The organism is Rhodoferax potami (assembly GCF_032193765.1).
Taxonomy (GTDB): domain Bacteria; phylum Pseudomonadota; class Gammaproteobacteria; order Burkholderiales; family Burkholderiaceae_C; genus Allorhodoferax; species Allorhodoferax potami.
The window spans coordinates 183340-210126 of record NZ_JAVBIJ010000001.1; the positions used below are offsets into that span (position 1 = coordinate 183340).

A 26787-nucleotide genomic window follows, 5' to 3' on the forward strand; every position below is an offset into this window, starting at 1 on the left:
GGCGGGGCTTCTTTATTTGGAACCTTTAAGCTATGAATGTGGTGTTTGACTTTGGCGCTGTGCTGTTTACTTGGCGCCCGGTAGATTTGATGATGGAGTGCTTTCCCCAGCGCGCCGCGACCCGTGCCGAGGCAGGGCACCTGGCCCATGAGGTATTCGGCCATCACGAGTGGCAAGCCTTTGACCGGGGCACGATCGCCATGGCAGACGTGGTGGCCCAAGTGGCTAAGCGCGTGGGTGTAGATGCCACGGTGCTCGGCACGCTGGTCGAGAGCATCGGCGAGCGGCTGACCCCCATGCCGGAGTCGGTAGCCCTGTTCAAGAGTTTGGTGGCCTTGCGCGCGCAACGCGCAGCAACCGAAGGCGAGCCCGTGCGGCTCTACTACCTCTCCAACATGCCAGTGCCGTATGCCCGCACACTGGAGCGCATGAACCCCTTCCTCAGTGAATTCGACGGCGGCATTTTTTCAGGCGACGAACTGCTCATCAAACCCGAGCCCGCCATCTACCAGCGCCTGCAAAAGCGCCACGCCCTCGAGCCCGCCAAGACGGTCTTTCTGGACGACCTGCTCCCCAACATCCAGGCCGCGCAGGCCGAAGGCTGGCACGGCATCCACTTCCACACCGCGCAACAGGCCGCGCAAGAGCTGCAAGCCCTGGGTTTAAGCGAAATCAGCCTCTAGCGCTCATAGAAATTACGCAAGTTGCTATCAAAAGCGTAGCAAGAGAGACGTAAAAAAGCCCCGCAAGGCAAAACCGAGCGGGGCTTTTTATTAGGTTTGCAGTCGAGAGCAATAACGCCACATCGACGCAGCATGAGGTGCCAGGCCAAGGCGCAAGGGCGCAGACAGTACCTACGGTACGGCAAGCCCTTGCAACGCCGGCGTGGCGCCTCAGGCAAGGAGCAATTACATGCCCATGCCGCCCATGCCGCCCATTCCACCCATATCAGGCATACCGCCGCCAGCAGCTTCTTCCTTCGGAGCTTCAGACACCATGCACTCGGTCGTCAGCATGAGGGAAGCCACAGATGCTGCGTTCTGCAGAGCAGTACGTGTCACCTTGGTGGGGTCCAGAATACCCATTTCGATCATGTCGCCGTAGGTGTCGTTGGCAGCGTTGAAGCCGTAGTTGCCCTTGCCACCCAACACAGCGTTCACCACCACAGAGGCTTCGCCGCCTGCGTTGTAAACGATCTCGCGCAGAGGTGCTTCGATCGCCTTCAACACCAGCTTGATACCGGCGTCTTGGTCAGCGTTGTCACCCTTGATGGTGCCAGCAGACTGCTTGGCGCGCAGCAGAGCCACGCCGCCGCCAGCCACAATGCCTTCTTCCACAGCAGCGCGGGTAGCGTGCAGTGCGTCTTCAACGCGGGCTTTCTTTTCCTTCATTTCGACTTCGGTAGCAGCGCCCACCTTGATCACGGCAACACCGCCAGCCAACTTGGCCACGCGCTCTTGCAGCTTTTCACGGTCGTAGTCGGAAGTGGCTTCTTCGATTTGCACGCGGACTTGCTTCACGCGGGCTTCGATGTCAGCAGCAGCGCCAGCACCGTCGATGATGATGGTGTTTTCCTTGCCCACTTCGACGCGCTTTGCGGAGCCGAGGTCGGCCAAAGTCACTTTTTCCAGGGTCAGGCCCACTTCTTCAGCGATTACCTTGCCGCCGGTCAGGATGGCGATGTCTTCCAACATGGCCTTGCGACGGTCACCGAAGCCAGGAGCCTTCACAGCCACAACCTTCAGGATGCCGCGGATGGTGTTCACCACCAAAGTTGCCAGGGCTTCGCCATCGACATCTTCAGCAATGATCAACAAAGGACGGCCAGCCTTGGCGACTTGTTCCAAGGTAGGCAGCAGGTCACGGATGTTGCTGATCTTCTTGTCGAACAACAGAACAAACGGGTTGTCCAACAAAGCCGCTTGCTTTTCTGGGTTGTTGATGAAGTAAGGGGACAGGTAGCCGCGGTCGAACTGCATGCCTTCGACAACGTCGAGTTCGTTCTGCAGGGACTTGCCGTCTTCCACAGTGATCACGCCTTCTTTGCCCACTTTGTCCATTGCGTTGGCGATGATGTCGCCAATGGATGCGTCAGAGTTGGCGGAAATGGAACCCACTTGGGCGATTTCCTTGGAAGTGGTGGTGGGCTTGGAAGCCTTCTTCAGCTCTTCGATCAGAGCAGTCACTGCCTTGTCGATACCGCGCTTCAGGTCCATCGGGTTCATGCCGGCGGCCACGTACTTCATGCCTTCGCGAACGATGGCTTGAGCCAACACGGTAGCGGTAGTGGTGCCGTCACCTGCGTTGTCAGAAGTCTTGGAAGCCACTTCCTTGACCATCTGCGCGCCCATGTTTTGCAGCTTGTCTTTGAGTTCGATTTCCTTGGCCACGGACACACCGTCCTTGGTCACGGTAGGGGCGCCGAAAGAGCGCTCCAGAACCACGTTACGACCCTTAGGGCCCAAAGTCACTTTGACCGCGTTGGCCAAAATGTTCACGCCTTCAACCATGCGTGCGCGGGCTTCGCCGCCGAAAATTACGTCTTTTGCTGCCATGTTATGACTCCAAATTTAAGTGAAATATGCCGCTAGCCCACATGAAGCATGCGCGACTAGCTATTTATTTGATAGCGCGGTGAATTACTTCTCGACGACTGCGAACAGGTCGTCTTCTTTCATGACCAGCAGCTCATCGCCATTGACCTTGACGGTCTGGCCGGAGTACTTGCCGAACAACACGCGGTCGCCGACCTTCACGGTCAGGGCCTTGGTTTCGCCCTTGTCGTTGGTCTTGCCGGGGCCGACAGCCAACACTTCACCTTGGTCAGGCTTCTCAGCTGCGTTGTCAGGGATGTAGATGCCGGAAGCAGTCTTGGTTTCGGTTTCGACGCGCTTAACAATCACGCGATCTGCCAAAGGACGCAGGTTCATGAGAAATCTCCTAGATATGGAAACAAGAAACACCAGGGGCCGCCCACTTGGGCAAGCTCCCGAGAACTAACGCGGCTGGTGCTGTTAGCACTCAAGTCCGACGAGTGCTAATGATAAGGGCTTTTGACCTGATTTCAAGAGTCCCCCCGCTTGCGAGGGGGTTACGTTGGTATGGCACTTTTCGCAGGTCACAGCAAACGGCGACCGCTTTCAAGGCCGCGGCTTACACTAGTTTTGGGGCCGGATGGCCCAGCGGGGGACGCATGGAGTCTGGTTTTCAGCAGGGAGTTCTATGAGCGAGCATTTTGATGTGCTGATCGTCGGCGCAGGCATTTCAGGGATCGGCATGGCGTGCCATTTGCAGAAAGAATCGCCGGGCAAGCGATACGCCATCCTGGAGCGGCGCAGCGCCATTGGTGGAACCTGGGATTTGTTTCGCTACCCCGGTGTGCGGTCCGATTCCGACATGTTCTCTTTTGCCTATGCCTTTCGGCCCTGGATGTCGCCCAAGGTGCTGTCCGAAGGCCGACTGGTGCGCGAGTACGTCAAGGAGACCGCAGAGGAATATGGCGTGGACCGCCACATCCGCTTCGGCCTCAAAATCCTCAAGGCCGATTGGTCCAGCAATCAGAACCTCTGGACGATCACGGCCCTGCAGGAGTCCACCGGGGAGACCATCAGCTACGCCTGTAACTTCTTTGTGAGCTGTACCGGCTATTACGACTACGACCAAGGGCATCTCCCGGTGTTCCCGGGCTTGGATCGCTTTAAGGGGCAGACCATTCATCCGCAGTTTTGGCCCGAAGACCTGGACTACCGGGGCAAACGGGTGGTGGTGATTGGCAGTGGGGCCACGGCGGTCACGATTGTTCCGGCCATGGTGGCCCAAGCTGCGCACGTCACCATGTTGCAGCGCACACCCACCTACTACTTCATCGCACCCACACTTGAAAAGGCGATTGCAATGCTGGGGCGTTTCCTGCCTGCGCGCTGTATCTATGGGACCTTGCGTAGTGTCTATATCGCTTTGCAGCGTGCGCTCTACAAGGGCGCCAAGCGCTGGCCCGACGCCATGCGAAAGTTCATGTTGCGCCCCATCCAGAAAATGCTGGGGGACACCGTGGACATGCGCCACTTCACACCCAGCTACAACCCGTGGGACCAACGCATGTGTGTGGTGCCCGATGGCGACCTGTTCAAGGCCATCAAGTCGGGCAAGGCGACTATCGTCACCGACGAAATTGCCACATTTACCGAGCATGGCATTTTGCTCAAATCAGGTGAGACGCTGGAGGCGGACATCGTGGTGACTGCGACCGGCATACGCCTCAAGACCTTCGGTGGCATGGACATCACCCTGGACGGTGCACCGGTGGCGACCCACCAGCTGCTGAGCTACCGCGCGGTGCTGATGCAGGACCTGCCCAATATGGCCTTCATTTTTGGCTACACCAATGCCTCGTGGACGCTCAAGGCAGACATCGCTTCGCGCTACGTGTGCCGGCTGCTTAATTACATGGATAGCGAGGGCATTGCCTGCGCAACCCCGCGCGCACCCGAAGGGCAACTGGGCGAAGGCAATGTGATGAGCTCACTGACCTCGGGCTATATCCTGCGGGATGTGAGCGAGCTGCCACGCCAAGGCCGCAGCGGCCCATGGCGCGTGACCCATGCCTACGAAGTCGACAAAACCCTGCTGCTGAACGAGTCGATAGACGATGGCGCGTTGGAGTTTGTGCGGCGGGGTTAAGCCGACAGCGTTTGCGCAAACTCTAGGAAGTCTTGGGCGGTTTGGGCGGGTGCTTCCAGCATGGGCAAGTGCCCAATGCCCTGCATCACGATCGTCTTGTGGCGCGGAAACAGCCGCTCCTGGGTCTGGGCAGCTGCCGGGTTCAAGATGGCATCTTCCGCCCCCCACACGATCAGCGCCGGGGTGGGCCAAGTCGTGTGTTGGGTTTCGAGCATGGGCGAATGTTGGCTGAGGTCTTTGAAGATCTCGCAATGCAAGGGGTAATCCGCTATCGCGCGAGCGCCCAAAGTGCGCTTCAAGAAGCCGGGAAAGTAGGGAGGACGCGCCATGGTGGCGCGGATCAGCTTGGCCACGTCGGCTTGGCTGCGCAGCAGGAGGGGAGAGTCGCCAGTGGCGAGGTAGTGCCGCAGCATAGGCGAGTCGTGGGCAGCGGCCGTGCCGGCAGCATCCAGCAACCATAGCGCCTTGACCTGCTCGGGAAAGCGCGCGGCATATTCACAGGCAATGAAGCCGCCCATGGAGTTGCCACCGAGAATTACTTTTTGCACACCCAGAGCCTGAAGGAACGCATGCAAGCGCTCCACTTGATCGGACATGCGGTACCGCGCTGCGGGGTCGCGTGTTGCATCGCCAAAGCCCGGCAGGTCGGGTTGTATCACCCGAAAGTGCGGTGTTAAAAACCGCGCCATGCGTGTGAAATTGTCTTTGTCGCCCCCGAAACCGTGCACGAGCACAAGCACTTCGCCTTGCCCACCTTCCAGGTAGGGGATGTCAAAGCCTGCAATCGCTTGCGACTTCAGCATCAGTCCGCTGCGCTTACGCTCCAACCCCAATCCCCAGCGAGACGCGCTGTCAGGCTTCCATTGGATAAACACCCACAGACAGGTGGCGATCAGCAGCAGCGTGTAAAGAAGTGTCATGTGCAGCCCCTCGAATGGCATCAAACCTTGACACTGGTCCGCAGCAAGGCAGTTCTCAATTCGCGGTTCGCGGGCAGGGAGACATCCACGCCTTGCACCGCCACGTCAAATGGTGAGCCTTGTTTGATGCAGCTCGGGAGCAGCTTTTTGGTCGGTGTCGTATTGGGGTGTTTGCCATCAGCGGCACACATGCGCACGGAAAAGCCAAATTCGTCGAGCACTCCTTTTGCGTACAGCTCCGCTAATTGCTGGAACGACACGAAGGTGGAGCGTTTCACTTCTTTAGCCCCCGGTTCGCGGATGTTGCGAACGATCTCAAACTTGCCGAGTGAGTCTCTTTGTGTGTTCGTAAAGGGATGCACCAAAATCGTCACACGAGGGCCACCTTTGGTGGCCGTGAAGATGTGTTCGGCGCTGATATCTGTGAGCAGCATGTTGTGTTCCTTGTGGGCAGGGACTTTAACTGAACGTTTGCAGCGCCCAGCGGCCCTGTTTTTGGCGGGAATTTGTCCAAGCCTTGCCCGATACGGCATGATCGAGGGCTTTTTTGCACGATTTCCTGACTATTGCCATGACCGAATCCTTGCCCCAGCCAACGGAAGCGCCTGCTGCCGAAACACCAGTAGCCTCCAAGGCGCGCCCCGCCAAATCTGATGTGTTGCCGGTGCTCGACAAAATGGCTGCCCTGTATCCCCACTTGTTCGGTGCCGTCTTCAGGCCCATGAAGCGGGGTATTTTTCAGGAGTTGCTTGACAAGCACCCGGCCGAATTTGAACCGGTCAGCCTCAAGGCGGCGCTGTCCATGCATGCGCGGTCGCTGCGCTACTTGACTGCAGTCGCGTCCGGCGAGCAGCGTCACGACCTGCAAGGCCAGCCGGTAGAGCCGATGGCGCCTGAGCACGTGTACCACGCCTTGCTGGAGGTGTTCCGCCGTCGCCAGTCCCGCACCCAGGAAGACTTGCGTCCTAAGCTGGTGCAGCGGGTGGTAGCTGCGTGGGAGGCCTCTGGCCTTACGCCCCAGGCCTATCGCGAGTTACTCAGCGGACGCGACGAAGCGTCCAACGCTGTGCTCGACGAAGCGCTCGTCGAAGCCGAAGCGCGTGCTGCCAAGGCGGAGGCCTTGTTGGCTGCATTCAATGCAAGCGGTGCAAGCGTTGAAGCGTTTGCCGATATGTACGGTCTGGATCCGCGCGCAGTCACCCGTTTGTTGCGGCGCCCCGGTGCCAAAGTGCCGGCCTGAGTCACCGCCCTGATCGATCACCAGGGCCCCGCTGCGGGGCCCGGCTCAGAGCCCCACCGTGGGCTGCATTTGCGCAGGGTGCAGGTAGCGCCATCGCCCTATCCAGCAGGCGAGCAGCAAGGTGGCAATACCTGCCAAACCTACCCATGTCATCGGGGTGGTCCACGCGCCTCCATAGGCGCCGAACATGGCCGCTTTGATGGCCTGGACCGTCCAGGTCATGGGCATCCAGGGGCTGATGATTTCATACAGCCCGCCACTCAGCTCCACGGGTAGCACGCCGCCCGAGGCGGACAGCTGGACCGCCAGAAACACCATGGCAAACACCTTGCCGGCGTCGCCCATGGTGCGCGACAAAAACAGCACGATCATCAAAAACGACATGCCCGCAACCCCGAGGCAGGTTGCAAAAGCCGCGATGTTGTGCACCGGTACATGCAGACCCCAAGTCACGGTTGCACCCAACAGCGCCGCCTGCAGCGCCACCACGAGGATGGGCACGCTGACCTTGCCTATGAACTTTGCCGGAGGCGAGAATTTTTTCGCATGCCGAGGTAACACCCGGATATGAATCAAAAACGCCGCCACCCCTGCACCCAACCACAGGGCGGCGGGGATCACGTTGGGCGCAAACCCGCTGCCACTGTTGCCCACCACGGCATCGATTTCCATGATCGGTTTGACCGAGTTGGCCAGTCCTTCCGGGCTGCCCTCGGGAGTATCGATCGAGGCGGGTAAAGAGTTGGCCAGCAGCACCAAGCCCGAGGACAGGGCTTGGCTTCCCGCCTTCAGTTTTTGCAGGCCCTCCGACAAGTCTCCCGCTCCATGGCTGAGCTGTGCGCTGCCACTCGCCAGTTCGTCGAGCTGGCTGTCTTCCGGGAGCTTGGTCACCGCTTGGCGGATGGCACCAGTCATGGTGCGCATGCCGGTTGTCAGCGTGCCCACACCGGCACTCAAACGTGTGGCGCCATCTGCCAGTTTTTTCTGCGCATCAGCGGCTGTGCGAATGCCATCGTCCAGTTGATTGAGCCCGCCTGCCAGTTGGCCCACGCCGTCCTTGACACGCGTCGGTAGCAACAAGCTGTCGTCGGCTTCTGTCTTGAAGCCCATGGCACCTTCCAGCAGCTTGTGGCTGCCGCCCTGCAATTCATCCATGCCCTTGCTGAGGTCGGTGTGGCCACTGGCTAGCGCCTCGGCTCCGGCTTTAAGCCGGTTCAGCTCAGAGTTGGGTGGACGTTTGGAGTCGAGGGTTCGCAGTCCGTTGCCGAGCTGCTTGAAACCATCGGTGGCCTGGTTCACGCCTGCATTGAGCTTGACGGAACCGTTGGAGAGCGCACGCCCGGCGGTGGCCGCCTGGTTGGCCCCGGCTTGGAGATCTGCCGCACCGGTGCGCAGCGCATCTACCCCCGCGCGCAACTCGTCCACACTGCGCTGTGAGCCTGCGGCGTTGGTGAGCACCATGGACCACCGGCGCTCGTTCAGGCTTTCGTTGACCTCGTGGCCCAGTTCGTTGGCGAACTGTTTCGCGATGGCGGCTGTCTGAAAGTTATTGCCCTCGGAGGCATACACCACCAGCTTGCCGCCACCCGGTTGTGCACCGGGTACCGCGTTAGAGCTGAAATCTTTCGGGATGATGAGCGCGAATGCGGCCCGGCCCATGCGGACATCCTGCCGCGCTTGTTCGGAGTCGTCGTAATTCACATAGCCGAAGCGCGCACTCCGCCCCAGCTTGTAGACCACTTGCGCACCTACGTTGAACACACGGTCCTGGTAGTGCACACCCTCGTCCAGGTTCACCACCGCAACCTTCAGCGCCTGGCTGTGGGAGCCGGGGTCCCACACACTGGTGAGGTAGATCGCGGCATACACCGATGGCAGCACTGCCACCACCACTACAGCGAGCAGCATTTTGGGGTACCGCAGCAGCAACAGCATTTCGTGTCGCGCCACGTAGCGCACTTGGCTTGCAAAATTTCTCATGGCTGCTCGGGTGTGTAAGGGCGGGCCGGAGCAGGCGCCCAGTCTGCCGGTGCTACGGTTTTCGCCACCGCAGGGTCGGCAATGTACTGAGGCGACATGATCTGTACCCCGAAAGTATTAAATACATCCTGGATGTTGGCGTGCAACGCGCTCAACACCTCCGCCCGCGGGCGGGGCTCCTCGGGGATGGCCTGGCATACCAGCCGGTACACCGGGTACCAGTCGGACAGCTCGGTCTGGAACACCTGGGGCGCCGGGTGCGCCTGAATTCCCTCTGTGCGCAGCGCCGCGTCAATCAGCATGGCGTGCACCTGGCGCCACGGTGTGTCGTAGCCTATGGTGACGGTGGTGTCCACCACGTAGCCCGGGCCATTCACGGTTCGCGAGTAGTTTTTGGTAGTGCTGGCGAGCACGCTGCTGTTGGAAATCGTGAGTTCTTCACCCAGCCCGGTCCGGATACGGGTTGCAAACATGCCGATATCGGTCACGGTGCCTTCTTGGTCCGCGATCCGCACGTACTCGCCTTTGCGGTAGACGCGGCCATAGGTCAATATCAAGCCACTGGCCGCTTGCCCGACCAGGTTGGAAGCGCCCAGTGAAATCATCAGCCCGACCAGCACCGAAAGCCCTTTGAAGGCCTCAGTGCCCGCACCCGGCAAGTAGGGGTAGGCCATGGCCAAGGCAAACAGCCAGACCAGCACCTTGCTGATACGGCGGGTCGGCACCGCCACGTCGGCGTCCAGCCATGAGAGGGTGTGCTCGTCTTCCAGAACCCGATCAAAAAAACGATCCAGTCCCCGGGTGAGCAGGCGCGCCAGATAAAAAATAACCACCGCCGTGAACAAGCCCGGTATGGCTTGAATCACCGCATTTCCTGCTTTGCCGGCAAAACCCAGCAAGTAACCGTTCAGGGCCTCACCCCAAGCGCGTGTGAACGGAAAGCGTTGCAGCACAAAGCTCAGCCACTCATACGCAATCAGCGCTTGCAACAGGCGCAGCAGCACGGTCATGCCGGTGCGCACGGTGCCCACGGCGCGATTCCGGTTGAGCAAGCTGATGCCGCCCAGCTGCAAGCGGGCGGCGTGCTCGGCGGACAGCTGTAGCAGCCGTTTACCGGCCGCAATGTGCAGGCGCTTGAGTGCAGCCCACAGCGCAATGGCCACCGCAGTAGCTCCGGCTACCCAAGCGAAAGCGCGGGCCAAAGCATCAAGGTCCCGGCTTTCGCGGCTTTGGGCAATGGCGGCCTCCAAGGCGCGCTGGGCCCTGAGGGCGGTGGCTTCCAGTGTGTCGCGCGCACTGAGGTCGACTTCAGCTGGCGTCACCACAAAGGTGGTCGCGCCATCTATCTGGATCAGGATGCCCATGGTGTCCGGCTTCTGGCTGACTAGGTGGGGGCCGGCTTGCGCCAGTTGGGCTTGCAAGCGGGTGTGCGCGCGCTGGGCACGGTCTTCGGCCGAGATGCCCGCCATCTCCCCGCGAAAAGTGATCAGGTTGCGGTTGTAAAACGTCAGCGCGGCATCGGGGCTGGTGGGCTGCTGTACCGTAGGCCCTGAAGGCCCGGCAACTTGTGCCAAGGCATTGCCCGACAACAGGGACAGCGAGAGCCACAGTAACAACAAAATTTTCATGGGTAGCAGCGATCTAAGTCAGACCCACTATACCCATACCAGCCCTTCCTTTGGTGGGGCCGGCTTTCCTTTACATGGTGTAGCGGCGCAATTGCCGCCGGTCCCACCAATCCTTGAGCCAGTGCCAGGCACGCCCTGACGCGCTGTACCCTCCCCAGGCCATAACCGCCTGTTGTGAACCCCCGAACAGCAGTTGAAAGCCTGCCCCCGGCTGGCCGGTGGTGGCGGGTAAGCGCGCGCCGCGCGCCACGGCTTGCAGATGGCGCAGCGGGGAATCCAAATCGCCATTGGCGACCCACACTTGCGGATGGCTGCTGCTGCGCAAGTAGCCGTCGGTAGTCGCTTGGCCGTCAGCATTCAACGCAAGTCCACTGGCGGCCAGCCAAGCGTGTGGCAGGTGCTGCAAGGCCAACAGCGGCACATCGCATGCGAGCTGCGCGCCGCACCCCAGATGCACCGCGCTGGCATCGATCTGGAGCGCCGTGTCGTGCAAAACCGTGATGCGCTGTGCCTTGAGTTGTTGCAGTAACCGGGTGATGCCCGCGGTGGCGAGCGGGGTACCGGCTGGAGACGGCAGCATCAACACCGTGACTGCGCAGGACGGGAGGCGCTGTTGCACCGCCAACGCCAATTCCAGCGCAGCCACTTGGTCGCCGATGACCGCTACGCGCAAGGCTTTTTTCGCCGCCAATTCGGACACACCTTGCCAGCGTTGGGCCCAGGTATCTAGCGGGTAGACGCAGAGGCCGAATTTTCCCGCGCCGGGTATGGTTTGTTCCAACTGCTCGTTGTGGTGCGCAGGGGCGGCATTGATCGAAAGCCACTCGTAGTGCTGAGTGCTGCCATCATCGAGTGCCAGCGTTTGCTGCCCGGCATCCAGCGACACGGGCTGCTGTTGCAGCCAGCGGATGCCCGCACGCTTCACCAAAGGCTCTAGCGGGATGGTGCAGTCTTCTTGCTGGTAGTCGCCGGCAACCAGGCCCGGCCCCATGGCAGGGTGAACCACGTGGGTCTCTTCGGCTACCAGCGTCACCTGTACCTCGGGCAAGGGCTTGCGAGCCAGCGTGTGCAAAAGTTTCAGGTGCGCCATGCCGGCGCCCAACAGCACCAACTGCCGGGGTTGATTGCTCTGCGCTTCGGGCGATAGGTGTGTGTCTGCTGGGTCTGGGCGCTGCACTGCGGGTGCGTTCATGCCGCTATTGTTTCATGAGCTGCAGGCGGTTCACAAAACCGAGGCTGGTGCCGCCGGTGTTGTCGGCATCCGCGCCGGTCACGATCGCGAGCAAGGGCGGGACGGTGTCCGTCTCGTTGCCAAAGGCGGCCAGAAAATCGACCTGCAGATCCCGCTTGTGGGAGACCCAGCGGCCGAGCGCATCGCTGTTGCCATTCAGCACACGCAGCCGCACTCGGGCGGTGTACGCGTTGTTGAGGGTAGTGCCTGCGGGTAACTGGTTGTCCCACACGTAGCACAGGGTGGCACCGGGCAAGGCTTCTGCGCTCACCCGGCGGGCCAGGCGCAGCAGGTTGCGTTCGACAAAAGGGATTTTCTCCAGCGGCAAATCAAACAGCGCACACACCTTGAGGGCGGCATCATCTCCGCTTTTGCTGCGCAGGTCGGCCTGGGCCAGGGGTTGGTCAAGACGCCACTGCCATTGCAAATAGCGGCCTTCGCTACCCGCGGGAACCGCATGGCTCAGCGCGCCATAGCTTTTGTCGCTGCGCAGGCGCAGCACTTTTTGGCCGTCCAAGGTGGCGATGTCCGGTGCCAGCAGGGGAACCTTGCCACCGGGCAGGCCTACGACCCGCCAGGGGCTGGGGGGCGCGCCATCTGCCGAATCCGCCCAACTTTGCAGCAGACCCCCTGTGTTAGCGGGCTGGGTTTGCGCGTGGGCTCCTGTCAAGCTCGCACAGGCTGTGTATAGGAAAAATGCGGCAGAGGCCCAGGTTTTAATTGCGCGTGCTGCTATCTTTTTAGGAGTATTTCGCATCGGCTTCCTCCGGACGGATATGGATATGAACCGGGGCTGCGCCCGCAGCCAGCGTACGCACATGGCCGATGGCACAGGCCGCAGCGTAGCCTTGCGCACGCAGGTCGGCAAGGCACGCTGTTGCTTGGCTGGCGGGCACGCTGGCCAGCAGCCCGCCAGCGGTTTGCGGGTCCACCAGCAGCGGCCACAGCGGGTGGGCCATGGCCTCGGTGGCGTTGTGCACCACATGCTGTTGGCGCGCATTGGCGCTGTGCAGGGAGCTCAGCAGGCCTTGTTGCACACACTCCAGCGCGCCGTCTAGCAGGGGCAGGGCAGCAGCATCCAGCACCACCTGCACGCCACTGGGGCGGGCCATCTCTACCGTGTGGCCTATGAGCCCAAAGCCGGTCAGGTCGGTGCAGGCGGTGGCGCCATAGGTGCGCAGTGTTTGCGCGGCGGCTTGGTTGCTTTGCACCATGCTTTGCAGGGCGGCTTGCACCCAGCGGCCTTTGGCGGCTGCACGACCATGCGCGGCAAACAAGGCACCGGTGCCAATCGGCTTGGTCAGCAGCAGCACATCGCCGGGCTGCATGTCGCCCTTGCGCAGCACGCCCGTCATTTGCCCTTGATCGTTCACATCTACCAGGCCGTTTACTGCAAAGCCCAGTGCGAGCTCGGCGCCTTCACCGCTGTGCCCGCCGATCAGCGTGCATCCGGCCGCATTGAGCACCTCGACCGCGCCTTGCATCATCTGGCGCAGGGTGGCTTCCACCTGCCGGTCCACGCCTGGGGGTACGGTGGCAATAGCGGTCGCGGTGTGCGGTTGCGCGCCCATGCCAAACAAGTCGCCCAGTGCATGGTTGGCGGCAATCCGGCCGAACACATACGGGTCGTCCACAAAGGCGCGGAAAAAGTCCACGCTGTGCACCAGCGCTTTGCCGGGCGGCACGCGCACGACGGCGGCATCATCCGGGCTGTCAAGGCCCAGCAGCACATCGGGGTTGGGTTGCACCCACAGGTTTTGCAGCGCACGCGAGAGCACGCTGGCTCCCACCTTGGCACCACAGCCGCCGCAGCGCATGGCGACTGCGGCTTGCGCTTGCTGAGCTTCGTCGGCGCTTAGCTGAATTAATGCGTTGGCGGATGTCGCGGCTGAAGTCATGCCCGCGAGCCCCTTCACGCCTTGCACGCTGAAGCGCTGCATAAAGCGGCGGTCTATCCAGTCCTTCCAGAGCCAGACCCATGCACCGGCAAAGCCAAGTGCGCCGCGCGACGCCACGGCAAATTTGTCACCGGTGCTGATTAGCGCCAGCCAGTGGCGCTGCGGGCGGTAGGGCTGCGGGGGTAAGCCCTGGACCGCGCGCTGCAGGTTGATGGCCAGCGGCATGCCCATGCGCACTGCAAACACGCCGGCTTTCTCCAGCGCAAAGTTCTCCATGGCGGCCACATCACCCGCGGCAAACACGCGCGGGTCGGTGATGCTTTGCAAGGTGTCGTGCAAGCGAATGCAACGGTTGTCTGTCAGGGCCAAGCCGGTGCCTTGCAGCCAGGTGCCGCCACCGGCTTGGGTAACCCAGAGCACGTCGTCAGCGTCAAACCACTCGCCCTTTGCGCTGCGTAGCCGGCCTGCCTCGACTTCGGCCACGGGCGTTTGCAAGTGCACCTGTACGCCTCGCTCGGCCAGTACTTCGGTAAATCGCCTCTGTACACCCGCGTTGTGGGTGGGCAGCAAGCCATCCGAAGTAAACAAGTGGAATTGCGGCGCCAAGTTTGCGCGCCCTGCGGCTTGTGTCTCAGCACTCAGCCGGTACTGCATCGCCAGGCACAACTCCACGCCGCCCGCGCCACCGCCCACGATGGCAATCGTCAGCGGCCGCGTAGCGTGCGCCACCTTGTCGAGCAACTGCAGCCAGCGCTGGTTGAAGCCGGTGATGGGTTTGACCGGTACTGCGAATTCAGTGGCGCCCAATGCGCGCATCTGCGGCGTGGAGCCGGTGTTGATGGAGACCACGTCGTAGTCGATATCCGGCCGGCCGCGCAGCTGCACCGTGCGCGCCTCGCGGTCCAAGCCCGTTACTTCGGCTTGGATGAAGCGCGCGCCGGTGGCTGCGCACAGGCGGCACAGGTCGATGTGCACATCGTCATAGCTGTAGTGCCCCGCCACATAGCCGGGCAGCATGCCGGAGTAGGGCGTGTGCGCGTCGGTACAAATCAGGGTGATGCGCACGCCGGGCAGTGGGTGCATGGCGAAGTAGCGCAGCGCCACCACATGGCTGTGGCCGCCACCCACCAACACGATGTCTCTAACGATGGGCGTGGCGGGTACTTGCATAGACCTCAATTCAGCTTCGCTTCCAGTCGTGGAACTTGCGCACCCATTCCAGCAGCTTGTGCGGCTGGTGCGCGCGCTTCCATTCGCCGGCGGCGTATTTGTTGGCTTCGGCCAGTGTGGGGTAGGTGTGGATGGTGCCCAGAATCTTGTTCAGGCCCAAGCCGTGTTTCATGGCAAGCACGTACTCGGCCAGCAGGTCGCCGGCATGGGTGCCGACAATGGTTACGCCCAGAATCTTGTCTTTGCCCGGCACAGTCAGCACTTTCACAAAGCCGTGGGCCTCGCTGTCTGCAATCGCGCGGTCCAGGTCGTCAATTCCGTACTTGGTCACCTCGTAGGCAATGCCTTGTTCTATGGCGTCCTGCTCGTTCAAACCGACGCGCGCGACTTCCGGGTCGATGAAGGTGGCCCAAGGGATGACCGAGTAATCGGCTTTGAACTTCTTGAAGTCGCCGAACAGCGCATTCACCGCCGCATACCAAGCTTGGTGCGCGGCTACGTGGGTGAACTGGTAGGGGCCGGCCACATCACCCGCCGCAAAGATGTTGGGGTAGATGGTTTGCAGGTACTCGTTGGTCTGCACCGTCTTGTGAGTGGGGATACCCAGCTCTTCCAGTCCGTAGCCTGAGAGTCGGGCGGTGCGGCCCACTGCGCACAGCAGTTGATCAAACGCAATGCGCTTTTCGACGCCAGCGTGTTCCACCACCAACACCTTTTCGCCATCCACCATCTCACAGCGCATGGCCTTGTGGCTGGTCAGCAGGTCCACGCCATCGGCGCGTAGCGAGTTGGCGGCGAGTTCAGACACTTCCATGTCTTCCCGCGCCATGATGCGCGGCGCCATTTCCACTTGGGTCACGGCAGAGCCGAGGCGTGCAAAGCTTTGTGCCAACTCACAGCCAATCGGCCCGCCGCCCAACACCACCAGGCGCTTGGGTACCTCGTCCAGCTTGGCGAACTCGTCCCACAGTGTGTCGCTGGTCACATAGCCCACCTCGTCCAGACCCGGCAGGGGCGGGACGAAGGGGCGGGCGCCTGCCGCAATCACGATATTGCGGGTGGTCAGGGTCTGCGTGCCGCCGTCGTTGAGCGCGATCTCTACCGTCCAAGGGTTGATGATCTTGGCGTAGCCCTGCAGCACTTCCACACCCAGGCCGGTGTAGCGCTCCACGCTGTCGTGCGGCTCAATGGCGGCAATCACCTCGTGGATGCGCTGCATCACCTTTTTGAACGAAAAGAGGCTCTGGCGCTCGTCAGATGTGCGCGGGCTGCTATGTAAACCATAGCGGTCTGCGTGCTGCATCTGATGGGCCAGTTTGGCGCTTTTAATCAGTGCTTTGCTGGGCACGCAGCCGTAATTCAGGCAGTCGCCACCCATCTTGTGGGCCTCCACCAGTGTGACCTTGGCTTTGACCGCCGCCGCAATGTAGGCCGACACCAGCCCACCGGCGCCACCGCCGATCACGATAAGGTTGCGGTCAAAAGTTTGGGGACGCACCGCTTTCCAGCGGGCGTAGACCTTGCGTTTTTGCACCAGGTTCATGAGGGCCTTGGCGATCAGGGGAAATAGGCCGAGCAGTACCAACGCGCCCAGCACCTCGGGGCTTGCGACATCCTTGAGCGACTGCAGTTCTGCCAGCCGGGTGCCGGCATTCACATAAACAGCAGTGCCTGCCAGCATGCCGAGTTGGCTCACCCAGTAAAAGGTGCGTGTGCGCAGGGTGGTCAAGCCCATCAGCAGGTTGATCACAAAAAAGGGCACGACCGGAATCAGCCGCAGGCTAAACAGGTAAAGCGCGCCATCCCGGGCAATGCCTTGATTGATCTCGGTCAGCCGGCTTCCGAAGCGGGCTTGTACCGCGTCGCGCAGCACAAAACGCGCAGCCAGAAACGACACCGTGGCCCCAACGCTTGAGGCAAACGACACCAGCAACAAGCCCCATCCCAAGCCGAACACCCCGCCCCCCGCGAGCGTGAGAATGGCCGCGCCCGGCAGCGACAACGAGGCCACCGCCACATACACCGCAAAAAAGCCGGCGCGCAGAGACCACGGGTTCTCTGCGTAAGCGCTTGCCAGCGAGGCTTGGCTCTGGCGCAGAGCGTCCAGACTCAGGTAGCGACCCAAGTCCAACACGACGAAGCTGGTAATTGCCAGCCCGATCAGGGCCAGCACCAGGAGTTTGGATGCCTTCATAGGGCTTCTTTCAAGAAAAAGTGCGCCAACCCCACCAGATGCGGGTGGCAGTGGTCACCGCACACAGCGCGGCGAACAGGTAGGCCAATGTCGCAAAGTGCGCAGGCCATAGGCACATGGCCACAAAAAAGGCCAGTGTTTCGGTGGCTTCGGTCAGGCCACCCAAAAAGTAAAACGATTTGTCGGGGTAGGCCAGGTTGTCCATGCCGCGCTTGGCGGCCAGTGTCGCAAACGCCAGAAAGCTGCTGCCGGTGCCAATGAAGGCGGCCAACAAGGCTGCTGCGGGCAGGGCGTTGGTAGTGGGCTCTGCCACCGCAAAGGCGAGCGGGATGCTGGCGTAAAACAAAAAGTCCAGCGAGATATCGAGAAAACCGCCCGCATCCGTAGGCTGGGTTTCGCGGGCCACCGCACCATCCAGTCCGTCTAGTAGTCTGGAGGTTAAAAGGGCGATAGCGCCCGCCGCGTATGCGCCATTAGCTATCAAAATTGCAGCAACAATGCCGACTCCAAATCCGGCCAGCGTGACGGCATTCGCACCCACGCCAGCGCGCACCAGCAGGCGTGCCATGGCCTGCAGGGGCGTGCGCAGCAAGGGCGTGGCAAAACGGTCCAGCATGGCGGCTCAGGGCAGCAGGTCGGCGACGCCGTCCCACACCTCAGGGGCCAGGCGACCTTCAAATCGCTGCAATACCCGCCCCTTGCTATCGATCAGCAAAGTCAGCGGCAAACGGGTGCCGGCGGGGAGCTCTTCTTCCATGCGCACCGACAGCAGGCCTTTGGCGTTCATCTGGGTCTGGCCCACCAGCTTTTCATAGGTTTGCCAATCGCTGGCTTTGCGGTCCAGGTTCACCAGCAAGAGGCTGAAGGGCTTGTTTTTCCAGCCATTCAGGTTGGCGCGCAATTCGGGCAGGCTGTCGCGGCAGACAGCGCAGTCGGTGTTCCAGAAAAAGGCGACTGTGACAGTGCCGTCCAGCGCTTGGGTGCTGAAGCGCTGCCCATTGGCATAGACCGCCGGCAACTGCAGCCGGTTGCCATTCGCTATGGCTGTCGATCCCGCGGCGGGGGGTGTTGTGGATTGCGCTGCCGCGTTGAAGGCCATGCCCAGGCTGCAGGCGAATGCCAGAAGGCCGGTCAGGGCAAGGCGGAGCCAAGGGGCGGTGGAGGTGTGGGGCATGCAGCGAGTCTACGGTGAAGCGGGCTGGTGGTTGGTCGCCGGTGCGCGCATTTCCTTACACCGCGCCGGCTGTGTCCAAGCGGGTGAGGTGTTGGGGGTCGGCGACATCGGCCAGATCGTGGGTTACCAGCAGCGCCGGAATGGCACGCCGCGCCACCAGCCCGAACACCAGGGCGCGCATGCGTTCGCGCAGGGCCGCGTCGAGTTTGGAGAAGGGCTCGTCCAGCAGCAAACAGCGGGGCTGGGCCAGCAGGGCCCGGGCCAAGGCCACGCGCGCCCGTTGCCCGCCGGAGAGGCGGGCGGGGTTAGCGTGCAAAAACTCCCGCATTTCCACATCGTCCAATGCGGCTTCCACCGCCCGCTCGCGCGTTTGGCGCTCGCCAGCGGGTATGGCGAACAACAGGTTTTCGCGCACGGTCATGTGGGCAAACAGCAGGTCGTCCTGAAACAAGAGCCCGACCCGGCGCGCCTGCACCGGCAGAGACTCGATACGCTGGTCAGTGAGCGTCACGCGGCCGTCCCACAGCATGCCGGCATCCAGCGTGCCACACACGGCAGCCAGCACGCTGCTTTTGCCGCAGCCGCTGGGCCCCATGAGGGTGTGCACCTTGCCGGCTGGCACATGGATGTGCAGGCCCCGCAGCAAGTCACCGGCAGGGCTGGCCAGTTGGGTGATATGGATATCCAGACTCATGGGTTTATTGTGCCGCCGCAGGCCAGCGGCGGGGCCGGCCCGACCAGGCGGCCAGGCCGAACATCAGCATCGGTAACAGCCATTGCAGCCATGCGAACGCAGCAGTCAACGCGCGCTGCCCGCCGGAGGCCAGGGTGACCGCCTCGGTAGTGACCGTCTGAAACCGCCCGGCCCCGACGTACAAGGTCGGCAGGTACTGCGCCACGCTCACCGCAAAGCCGACCGCTAGCGCCGCTGCCAGCGCGCTGCGCAAAAGCGGCCATTTCACTTGCCACAAAAACGCTGCCCGGCTGCGCCCCAGGGCTGCACTCACCTGCAGGAGGCGCGGATCGACACCCCCGTAAGGGCCTTGCAGCGCAATCAGCACATACGGCAAGGCACTCAAGGTGTGCGCCAGCCAGAGGCCGGCAGCTTGCCCATCAAGCCCCCAGGCCAAGCTGAGGCGGTGCAGACCCACCACCCAGAGCACTGCGGGCAGCACCAAAGGCAGCATCCAGACCGGTCGCATGCGCCGCTGCCAGCCAAGCGGCGCCCACTCCAACCAAGCCACCACCCAGGCCAGTGCGGTGGCCGCACTTAACAGTCCCAAACCGAGAGTGATCCAAACCGTGCGGCTGCTGCGCAGTACGCCCTCCCAGGCATGGAGGGTCCAGACCTCCGGCAAAAGGGCCGGAAAAGGCCAGGGCCCTGAGACGCTGCCTGTTGCGAGGGCGGCCAGCACCGCGACATAGACGCCCAAGAGCGCTGCCAAAGGGGCGCTTACGGCATCGGGCTTACGCACTGTGATGGAGTACTGCGCAAGCGTGACGCCGCGCACCTGACGCTGGCGCCACAGGGGCCAGGCCCTCCAAGCCACCAGCGCACCGGCGCACCCGAGCAGCACCGCCGCCAGCAGCCAGGCGGCGCTGGCGCCTTGGGCATTGATGGCAGGGTCCGCATCTTGCAGCCACTGCCAGGCGAGCACCGACAGGGTGGGGGGCGCAGTCGGCCCGATAACCAGCGCCATATCCACCACCGTCAGGCTATAGGCCAGCACCGCCAGCAATGGGGCTGTGAGGTGGCGCACCAGCTGTGGCCAGCCGATGCGCCACCAGGCTTGCGCATCGCTGTAGCCCCAGGTAGCTGCCAAGCGCAAGGACTGGCGCAGCTGCGCCTGCACACCCGGCTGCTGCACATAGGCCAACGCGGCCCAGAGTAAAAAAGGCACCTCTTTCAACACCAGCACCGCTATCAGGCCCAGGCCCCAAGGGTCTTGGGTCGTGGCCCAAGCGGGCGGAGACTCCAGCCCGCTGGGCCAGGGTGATATGAGCCGCAACAGCCACCCCCCGGGCGCGAGCAGGGCCACCATGCCAATGGCAAACGCCGCATGGGGTACCGAGAGCAAGGGGGACATCCAGCGGGCCCATTTATCCAGCCCTTGTGCGGTGCCGGTGGGCGCCAACCAGCGCGCCAGAATGCATGCGGTGATGCCGGTGGCCAGCAGGGTCGCACTCAGGCCGGTCCAGATCGTCATGCCCAAGGCGGGCCAGGTTTGTGGGTGTTGCAACAGGGCGGCCCACGCCGGCGCTTGCATGCCAAAAGGCACGGTGCTGCCCACCGCCCACAGCAAGGGTCCGGCTACGAGTAACAGCAGTGCAAAAGGAACTAGGTGGCGCGAAAGGCGTGCGACGGGCATGGCTGCATCCTAATCAAAGCCTTGGTGGCTGGTGGAGGCCGTGCGCGAAAAAAAGCCCGGCTTGCTGGTGCAAACCGGGCTCGGGGGCAGGGCGGGCTGGTGCGGCCCGCGTGCAGGGATCAGCTGGCTTGCTGGATGCCAGCCAACACCCATCCGCCATTGCCCTGGCGGGACTTGGTGAGGTGCCAGATTTCGTCGAATGTTTCGTCGTCGGAACCTGCGCCGAAGCGGATGAAGCCCGTGAACTTGACGCTCACCACATAGCGCTGCGCTTCTTCTGCCACTTCGAGCACGGTGGTGTCGATGCGAACCACTTCACCTGGCTGGGCAGATGTTTCGCGCTCAGCAAAGTCGAGCTTGATTTCTGCAAACATCTCTGGCGAGGTGAACTCACGGATGTCGTCCAGGTTGCCTGCGTCATAAGCGGCTTGCAAACGGATGAAGTTCACTTTCGCGTTGCGCTCAAAGCTCACACGGTCAAAGTCAGCGGGGATCGCGGACGTTGCAGCGGGCTGGCCGCCAATGTCAGCACCGATCAGTGAGCCGGAGGACGAGCCGCCCATGCCGGAGGCTGCTGGTGTCGCCATTTTGTAGGCCTGTTGGGGCATTCCTGCACCGCCTTGGCCTGCAGAGGCGCCAGCCGGCATCAAGCCGCCTGCACCTGCTGTGCCGCCTTGGCGAGCCATGGCTCGCTTACGCAGGAAGAAGCCCACCACGGCCATGATGGCGAATGCGACCAAAGCCATGGTCATCATTGAGGCGAGCTCGTCACCGAAACCGAAGTGCGATGCCAGAGCGGCGATACCCAAGCCAGCTGCGATACCTGCGATTGGCCCCATCCAAGAGGGCTTGGAAGCTGCGGCAGCACCTGCGCCTGCGGCCGGTGCCGCGTTTTGGGCGGTGGGGGCTGATGGCGCTTTGTCTTGGGTGGCTTGACGCTGGGTGCCCATGGACTTGCCGCCGCCCAATCGCTTGGCCGCTTCGGCGTCCATGGAAACGCTGGCAATGCCCATCGTGAACACTACCGCGAGAACGGAAAGAAGTCTTTTCATGTCGATCTCCTGAAAAAATGAATGACAAGCGGAGATTACGTGCGAAAAGACCAATTAAAAACCAGTGTATTTAAGAATAACGTTCCGTAAAAAACTGAGGGTTCAGGCGAGGCCATCCAGCACCCGCTGCACCAAGGGGTGCTGGACTTTCTTTTCGGTGCCCACCGCAAAGAAATGTTCGGTCACGCCTTCGCAGGGAGCCAGTCGTTCGACGCCATAGTTGGCAAGCAAGTCTTGCTCAGCCCATTCTGCTGCCGGAAAAATGCCCATGCCGCTGGCCCCGAAGGTATTGAGCAGCGCACTGTCCTCAAACTCGCCCACGATGCGCGGGCGAACGCCCTGTTGCTCAAACCAGTGGTCTAGGCGGGCCCGCACGGCGGTGTGGGCTGTGGGTAGCAGCACCGGGGTGCTGGCAAGGCACTGGGGGAAGTGGCTTGCGGCGCCGCGCACCAATGTCGGGGTGCCGTACCACGCCATGGGCGACTGCCCCATGGCGTGGCTGTAGAGCTTGATGTTGGGGTTGGCCGGAGCAGGGCGGTCAGAGAACACCACGTCCAGCCGGTGCAAGGCCAAGTCCCCCAACAACTCGTCAAGCTCGCCTTCGTGGCAGATCAAGCGCAGGGTCGGCTCGCTGATGACCGGTTGCAACAGGCGGCGCGCCACCAGCTTGGGCAAGCCGTCTGATATGCCCACAGCCAGCCGCATCGACGGCGCGCTGGCTGATTCGCGCACCCGCTCGGGCAAGTTCTCGCCGATCTGGAATATCTGGTCGGCCAGTTGCAAAGCGGTCTGGCCCGCATCTGTGAGCACCAAGCCGCGGCCGGCGGGTTTGAGCAGGGCATAACCCAGCGAGCGCTCCAGTTCGCGGACCTGCGCGCTCACGGTTTGCACTGCCATGTCGAGCTTGTCGGCCGCCCGTGACATGCCGCCCTCCTTGGCCACCACCCAAAAGTAGTACAGGTGCTTGTAGTTGAAGCTGGTGCTCATATTCTGTATTTACGGGAATTTGGATCAGAAATTATCTGCTTTTTGCGGAATGTTCTCGTGCTTAAGGTAGAGGCTCATTCACAGCAAGGAGTTTTTTATGCAAGTCATTTTTGAATCGCGACATGCAACTGGCAGCACTTTGCGCCAAGAGGCTCTGGAGCGGGTGCGGTTTGTCTTGCGCAGGCTGGGGGCCACCGTGCCGCGGACCAAAGTCATGTTCACCGACATCAATGGCCCTAAGGGCGGCGTCGACAAGCATTGCTTGTTGGAAGTGAAAACCGAGAAGTCGGGGGTGCTGGTGATTTCTTCGCTGGCGAGCGATTGGCGCACCGCACTGGATGACGGTTTGGAGCGCTTGGTGCGCGCCCTGACGCGAACTATGGACCGCCAGAGAAAGCCTGCCCGCACACGACTGGCCAAGCCAACTCTTGAGGTGAATTAATGGGTGACGATTTTCTGACGCTGGAGTGGATCAGCCTGGCGCTGTCGATGCCGATTCTTTATGCGGCGTGGCATGAGTATTCCGAACGCAATACGCGTGACGCCAAGTTTTTAGCCGGCCTGGGTGCTGGCGGGCTGATTTTGTCCGGCGCAGGGTTTGTTCTGTAAAGCGGGCGCACTGCCCGCACCATTGAATTTTTGAAGCAAGGAGTTCCCTATGAAATGCCCCCATTGTCCCAGCAGCACCTTGGTGATGACCGAGCGGCAAGGCGTCGAGATTGACTATTGCCCTACCTGTCGTGGCATCTGGCTGGACCGAGGCGAGCTCGACAAGCTGCTGGACAAAGCCTCCGGCCCCGCCCCAGTGCAGGCCATGCCGGCGGCACGCCCTCCGTCTGCGCCGCGGCATCGCGATTTTGAAGACTCTGACTTTCACGAGCACAAGCGCTACCCGCAGAGCCGCAAGAAGTCGTGGTTGCACGAGATCTTTGACTAGCGCCTTGGCATCCTGAGCGGTTTCAGCCTTCCGGCATGCGGTAGACCAATACCTTGAGGGCCCGCTCCGGCGCAATATCGGCAAATGCCGCCGGGTTGGGCAGGCGCTGCACCAGCTCCAGGCCAGGTGCTTGCTCTTGCATATGCCCCTGCAGGAAGGCGGTGTCCAGCTCGGGGGCATTCAGGCACACCAGCGCGTGGCCGCCCGGCGCCAGCAACTCGGGCAGGCGACGCACCAAGCGGGCATAGTCTTTGGTGGCCACAAAGCTGCCACGCTGGTAGCTCGGTGGGTCGAGCACAACCAAGTCGTAGGGGCCGCTGCGTGTGATCTTGCCCCAGGTCTTGAAAATATCGTGCCCCAAAAAGCTCACACCGCTCTCAATCCCGTTGAGCCGGTGATTTTGTTGGCCCGTGGCCAGCGCGCCTTGGCTCATGTCTACATTCACCACATGCCGTGCGCCCGCCTGCAAGGCCACTACCGAGAACGAGCAGGTGTAGGCAAACAGGTTGAGGACCCGGAAGGCAAAAGTTTTCGGATGGCTGGCCACATAGTCGCGCACCCAGCGCCGGCCCTCTGCCATGTCCAGAAACAGGCCGTGGTTCTGGCCCTTTAACAACTGCACTTTGTAGCGGCTGCCCGCTTCGGTAACCACGTGGGGCTCAGGCACTACACCGGTCATCAAGCGGGTATCGGCGTGGCCGTCAGCACGGCATTGAAATACCCAATTCAGAGGCTGCCCGTCGCCGATCTGGGCCCAGCGCGCTGTCAATGCATCGCCCAGCGCCGCGAGCTCCGCCTCACTTGTAGCCGCAAAGCTGGTGGCGACTAGCACCGGTGGGTACCAGTCCAGCGACCAGGATTCGCTGCCGGGGAACAGGCCGCCCCGGCCATGAAACAGGCGGCAGGCATCGGAGGGGAGTTCCATCGTGGCGATGGTGGAGAGCAGAGCTTGCAAGGGGCGTTTATTCAGTGGAGGATGCGGGGAGTGTATGCAGTGTGTGGCCTATAAAAATCACTATCGGTGCTATTGGGCAATCCAATTGGCAAGGTTGATAGGTAAAAACTAAACTGCAAACCAGATCGATTTCACCACCCTCACAGGAGACTTGCATGACCACTGAAGCCAAATGCCCTTTCCCCCACGCAGCGCGCAGCACCAATGCCCGCGCAGCCGCGCCGTCGAATACTGATTGGTGGCCCAACCAGCTCAAGTTGGGCATCCTGCACCAGCATGCTCCCGCCTCCAACCCCATGGGGGAAGACTTCAATTACGCCGAAGAATTCAAGACGCTCGATCTCGACGCTGTGGTGCAAGACCTGACCGCGCTGATGACCGATTCCCAAGACTGGTGGCCCGCCGACTGGGGCCACTACGGCGGCCTGATGGTGCGCATGGCCTGGCACTCGGCCGGTACCTACCGCACGGCGGATGGTCGCGGTGGCGCCGGCTCCGGCAGCCAACGCTTCGCCCCGCTCAACAGCTGGCCGGACAACGGCAACCTCGACAAGGCACGCCGCCTGCTGTGGCCCATCAAGCAAAAGTACGGCCGCAAGCTCTCTTGGGCAGATTTAATGATTTTGGCCGGCAACGTGGCACTCGAATCCATGGGCTTCAAGACCTTCGGTTTTGCCGGTGGTCGTGAAGACATCTGGGAACCCGAGCAAGACATTTACTGGGGTGCCGAAAAAGCGTGGCTCGCCACCAGCGACAAAGAAAACAGCCGTTACAGCGGTGACCGCAAGCTCGAGAGCCCGCTGGCTGCCGTGCAAATGGGCCTGATTTACGTGAACCCCGAAGGTCCGGACGGTAAGCCCGACCCCGTGGCCAGCGGCCGCGATGTGCGCGAAACCTTTGCCCGCATGGCCATGAACGACGAAGAAACCGTAGCCTTGGTGGCCGGCGGCCACACCTTCGGCAAAGCGCACGGTGCTGGCGACCCGACCCTGGTGGGCCCCGAGCCCGAAGCGGCTGGCATTGAAGAACAAGGCTTTGGCTGGATCAACAAGCTCGGCAGCGGCAAAGGTGTGGATACCACTACCAGCGGCATTGAAGGCGCCTGGAAGCCCAACCCCACAACTTGGGACAACGGCTACTTCGACATGTTGTTCGGCTACGAATGGGCGCTCACCAAGAGCCCCGCAGGCGCGCACCAGTGGGTCGCCAAAAACGTGAAACCCGAGCACATGATTCCGGATGCGCACGATGCATCCAAGAAGCACCCGCCCATGATGACCACGGCCGACATGTCGTTGCGCATGGACCCGGCGTACGAAAAAATCTCGCGCCGATTCCACCAGAACCCGGCCGAGTTTGCCGACGCGTTTGCCCGTGCCTGGTTCAAGCTCACGCACCGCGACATGGGCCCCCGTGTCCGTTACCTGGGAAAGCTGGTGCCTGCCGAGGTGCTGAGCTGGCAAGACCCGATTCCCGGCGTGGACCATGCGCTGGTGGATGCTGCTGATGTGGCTGCCCTCAAAGCCCAGGTGCTGGCCTCCGGCTTGAGCATTTCTGAGCTGGTGAGCACTGCATGGGCCTCAGCCTCAACCTTCCGGGGCAGCGACAAGCGCGGCGGTGCCAATGGTGCCCGCATCCGCCTGGCTCCGGCCAAAGACTGGGCGGCCAACCAGCCTGCGCAGCTGGCCAAGGTGCTGGCCAAGCTAGAGGCGATTCAGCAAGCCTTCAATGCCGCGCAAACCGGTGGCAAGAAGATCTCGTTGGCAGACTTGATCGTGTTGGCCGGTAGCGCTGCAGTGGAAGCTGCCGCTCAAAAGGCGGGCCAAGCCGTCACCGTGCCTTTTGCCCCGGGTCGTATGGATGCCTCGCAAGAGCACACCGATGTGGAGGCTTACCAAGTGCTGGAGCCGGTGGCTGATGGCTTCCGCAACTACACCCACCAAGGCCTCGAAGGTGTGGCCGCCGAGTTGCTGCTCGACAAGGCGCAGTTGCTCACCCTGAGCGCACCCGAAATGACAGTGCTGGTCGGTGGCCTGCGTGCCCTGAATGCCAACGTGGGCCAAGCGCAGCACGGTGTGTTCACTACCCGGCCTGAAACCTTGAGCAACGACTTCTTTGTGAACCTGCTCGACATGGGTACCAAGTGGACTAAAGCGACTGACGCTGGCGTGCTCGAAGGCCGTGACCGCCAAACCGGTGCCCTGAAGTGGACCGGCACTGTGGTGGACTTGGTGTTCGGCTCGAACTCGCAATTGCGGGCGCTGGCCGAGGTGTATGCCACCAACGACGCAGAAGCCAAGTTTGTGCGCGACTTTGTGGCCGCATGGACCAAGGTGATGAACTTGGACCGCTTCGACCTCGTGTGAGCTAAC

24 protein-coding genes are annotated in these 26787 nt (G+C 61.9%); 7 read left to right on the forward strand and 17 right to left on the reverse strand.

The annotated features are described in order from the left end of the window. Positions 1-32: 32 nt before the first annotated feature. Positions 33-683, forward strand: a complete 651-nt coding sequence (locus RAE21_RS00890; protein ID WP_313879711.1) for an HAD family hydrolase — start codon at positions 33-35, stop codon at positions 681-683. 225 nt (positions 684-908) lie between these two features. Here the strand turns inward: RAE21_RS00890 and groL are convergent, their stop codons facing one another. Together groL and groES are read right to left on the reverse strand one after the other, a co-directional pair. Beyond that, the gene (groL, locus tag RAE21_RS00895; protein ID WP_313879712.1) at positions 909-2555 is read right to left on the reverse strand and encodes a chaperonin GroEL; all 1647 of its coding nucleotides are present in this window, start codon (positions 2553-2555) and stop codon (positions 909-911) included. Positions 2556-2639: 84 nt separating this feature from the next. Then, positions 2640-2930, reverse strand: coding sequence for a co-chaperone GroES (gene groES / locus RAE21_RS00900; protein ID WP_296509483.1), 291 nt, complete (start codon positions 2928-2930; stop codon positions 2640-2642). A 292-nt stretch (positions 2931-3222) separates the two neighbouring features. On the opposite strand from groES, the gene RAE21_RS00905 reads away from it, so the two are divergent. Continuing rightward, entirely contained in the window at positions 3223-4680 is a 1458-nt protein-coding gene (locus RAE21_RS00905; protein ID WP_313879713.1) for a flavin-containing monooxygenase, read from the forward strand. Here RAE21_RS00905 and RAE21_RS00910 read toward each other — a convergent pair. Then, positions 4677-5600, reverse strand: a complete 924-nt coding sequence (locus RAE21_RS00910) for an alpha/beta fold hydrolase (protein WP_313879714.1) — start codon at positions 5598-5600, stop codon at positions 4677-4679. The genes RAE21_RS00905 and RAE21_RS00910 overlap by 4 nt on opposite strands. A gap of 20 nt (positions 5601-5620) precedes the next feature. Then, positions 5621-6034: a hypothetical protein gene (locus RAE21_RS00915; RefSeq protein WP_313879715.1), complete on the reverse strand. Its 414-nt coding sequence runs from the start codon at positions 6032-6034 to the stop codon at positions 5621-5623. Between the two features lie 137 nt (positions 6035-6171). On the opposite strand from RAE21_RS00915, the gene RAE21_RS00920 reads away from it, so the two are divergent. Then, on the forward strand, positions 6172-6840 hold the full coding sequence (locus tag RAE21_RS00920) for a ProQ/FINO family protein (RefSeq protein WP_313879716.1): 669 nt from the start codon (positions 6172-6174) through the stop codon (positions 6838-6840). 45 nt (positions 6841-6885) lie between these two features. Here the strand turns inward: RAE21_RS00920 and RAE21_RS00925 are convergent, their stop codons facing one another. From RAE21_RS00925 to RAE21_RS00980, 12 genes are all read right to left on the reverse strand, one after another. Further along, positions 6886-8820 carry a YhgE/Pip domain-containing protein gene (locus RAE21_RS00925; protein WP_313879717.1) on the reverse strand — a complete coding sequence of 645 codons (1935 nt, stop codon included), beginning with the start codon at positions 8818-8820 and terminating at the stop codon, positions 6886-6888. After that, positions 8817-10448 carry a mechanosensitive ion channel family protein gene (locus RAE21_RS00930; RefSeq protein WP_313879718.1) on the reverse strand — a complete coding sequence of 544 codons (1632 nt, stop codon included), beginning with the start codon at positions 10446-10448 and terminating at the stop codon, positions 8817-8819. Before RAE21_RS00930 ends, RAE21_RS00925 begins: the two co-directional genes overlap by 4 nt. A gap of 70 nt (positions 10449-10518) precedes the next feature. After that, on the reverse strand, positions 10519-11640 hold the full coding sequence (locus RAE21_RS00935; RefSeq protein WP_313879719.1) for an FAD-dependent oxidoreductase: 1122 nt from the start codon (positions 11638-11640) through the stop codon (positions 10519-10521). Positions 11641-11644: 4 nt separating this feature from the next. Next, complete coding sequence (locus RAE21_RS00940; protein WP_313879720.1) at positions 11645-12349, reverse strand: DUF3047 domain-containing protein; 705 nt, start codon at positions 12347-12349, stop codon at positions 11645-11647. Positions 12350-12419: 70 nt separating this feature from the next. Beyond that, positions 12420-14747: a selenide, water dikinase SelD gene (gene selD, locus RAE21_RS00945; RefSeq protein ID WP_313879721.1), complete on the reverse strand. Its 2328-nt coding sequence runs from the start codon at positions 14745-14747 to the stop codon at positions 12420-12422. 10 nt (positions 14748-14757) lie between these two features. Continuing rightward, positions 14758-16941 carry a dihydrolipoyl dehydrogenase family protein gene (locus RAE21_RS00950; protein ID WP_313879722.1) on the reverse strand — a complete coding sequence of 728 codons (2184 nt, stop codon included), beginning with the start codon at positions 16939-16941 and terminating at the stop codon, positions 14758-14760. A 10-nt stretch (positions 16942-16951) separates the two neighbouring features. Next, positions 16952-17557 carry a CDP-alcohol phosphatidyltransferase family protein gene (locus RAE21_RS00955; protein WP_313879723.1) on the reverse strand — a complete coding sequence of 202 codons (606 nt, stop codon included), beginning with the start codon at positions 17555-17557 and terminating at the stop codon, positions 16952-16954. 6 nt (positions 17558-17563) lie between these two features. Further along, entirely contained in the window at positions 17564-18115 is a 552-nt protein-coding gene (locus RAE21_RS00960; RefSeq protein ID WP_313879724.1) for a TlpA family protein disulfide reductase, read from the reverse strand. Between the two features lie 55 nt (positions 18116-18170). Continuing rightward, complete coding sequence (locus RAE21_RS00965; RefSeq protein WP_313879725.1) at positions 18171-18809, reverse strand: ATP-binding cassette domain-containing protein; 639 nt, start codon at positions 18807-18809, stop codon at positions 18171-18173. Between the two features lie 4 nt (positions 18810-18813). Next, on the reverse strand, positions 18814-20484 hold the full coding sequence (locus tag RAE21_RS00970; protein ID WP_313879726.1) for an ABC transporter permease: 1671 nt from the start codon (positions 20482-20484) through the stop codon (positions 18814-18816). Between the two features lie 119 nt (positions 20485-20603). Continuing rightward, a complete protein-coding gene (locus tag RAE21_RS00975; RefSeq protein ID WP_313879727.1) occupies positions 20604-21536 on the reverse strand; it encodes a Tim44 domain-containing protein in 933 nt (310 codons plus the stop codon). A gap of 102 nt (positions 21537-21638) precedes the next feature. Next, positions 21639-22523 carry a LysR family transcriptional regulator gene (locus RAE21_RS00980; protein ID WP_313879728.1) on the reverse strand — a complete coding sequence of 295 codons (885 nt, stop codon included), beginning with the start codon at positions 22521-22523 and terminating at the stop codon, positions 21639-21641. Between the two features lie 97 nt (positions 22524-22620). On the opposite strand from RAE21_RS00980, the gene RAE21_RS00985 reads away from it, so the two are divergent. Genes RAE21_RS00985 through RAE21_RS00995 form a run of 3 tightly spaced genes read left to right on the forward strand, consistent with a single transcriptional unit; the run spans position 22621 to position 23460 of the window. Beyond that, positions 22621-22965, forward strand: coding sequence for an HPF/RaiA family ribosome-associated protein (locus tag RAE21_RS00985; protein ID WP_313879729.1), 345 nt, complete (start codon positions 22621-22623; stop codon positions 22963-22965). Beyond that, a complete protein-coding gene (locus RAE21_RS00990) occupies positions 22965-23132 on the forward strand; it encodes a hypothetical protein (protein WP_313879730.1) in 168 nt (55 codons plus the stop codon). Before RAE21_RS00985 ends, RAE21_RS00990 begins: the two co-directional genes overlap by 1 nt. A 49-nt stretch (positions 23133-23181) precedes the next feature. Continuing rightward, positions 23182-23460 (forward strand): TFIIB-type zinc ribbon-containing protein, encoded by a 279-nt coding sequence (locus RAE21_RS00995; RefSeq protein WP_313879731.1) that lies wholly within the window; start codon positions 23182-23184, stop codon positions 23458-23460. A gap of 22 nt (positions 23461-23482) precedes the next feature. On the opposite strand, the gene RAE21_RS01000 is transcribed toward RAE21_RS00995, so the two are convergent. Then, on the reverse strand, positions 23483-24415 hold the full coding sequence (locus RAE21_RS01000) for a class I SAM-dependent methyltransferase (RefSeq protein ID WP_313879732.1): 933 nt from the start codon (positions 24413-24415) through the stop codon (positions 23483-23485). A gap of 155 nt (positions 24416-24570) precedes the next feature. On the opposite strand from RAE21_RS01000, the gene katG reads away from it, so the two are divergent. Beyond that, positions 24571-26781, forward strand: coding sequence for a catalase/peroxidase HPI (gene katG / locus RAE21_RS01005; RefSeq protein ID WP_313879733.1), 2211 nt, complete (start codon positions 24571-24573; stop codon positions 26779-26781). The last annotated feature ends 6 nt before the right edge of the window (positions 26782-26787 follow it).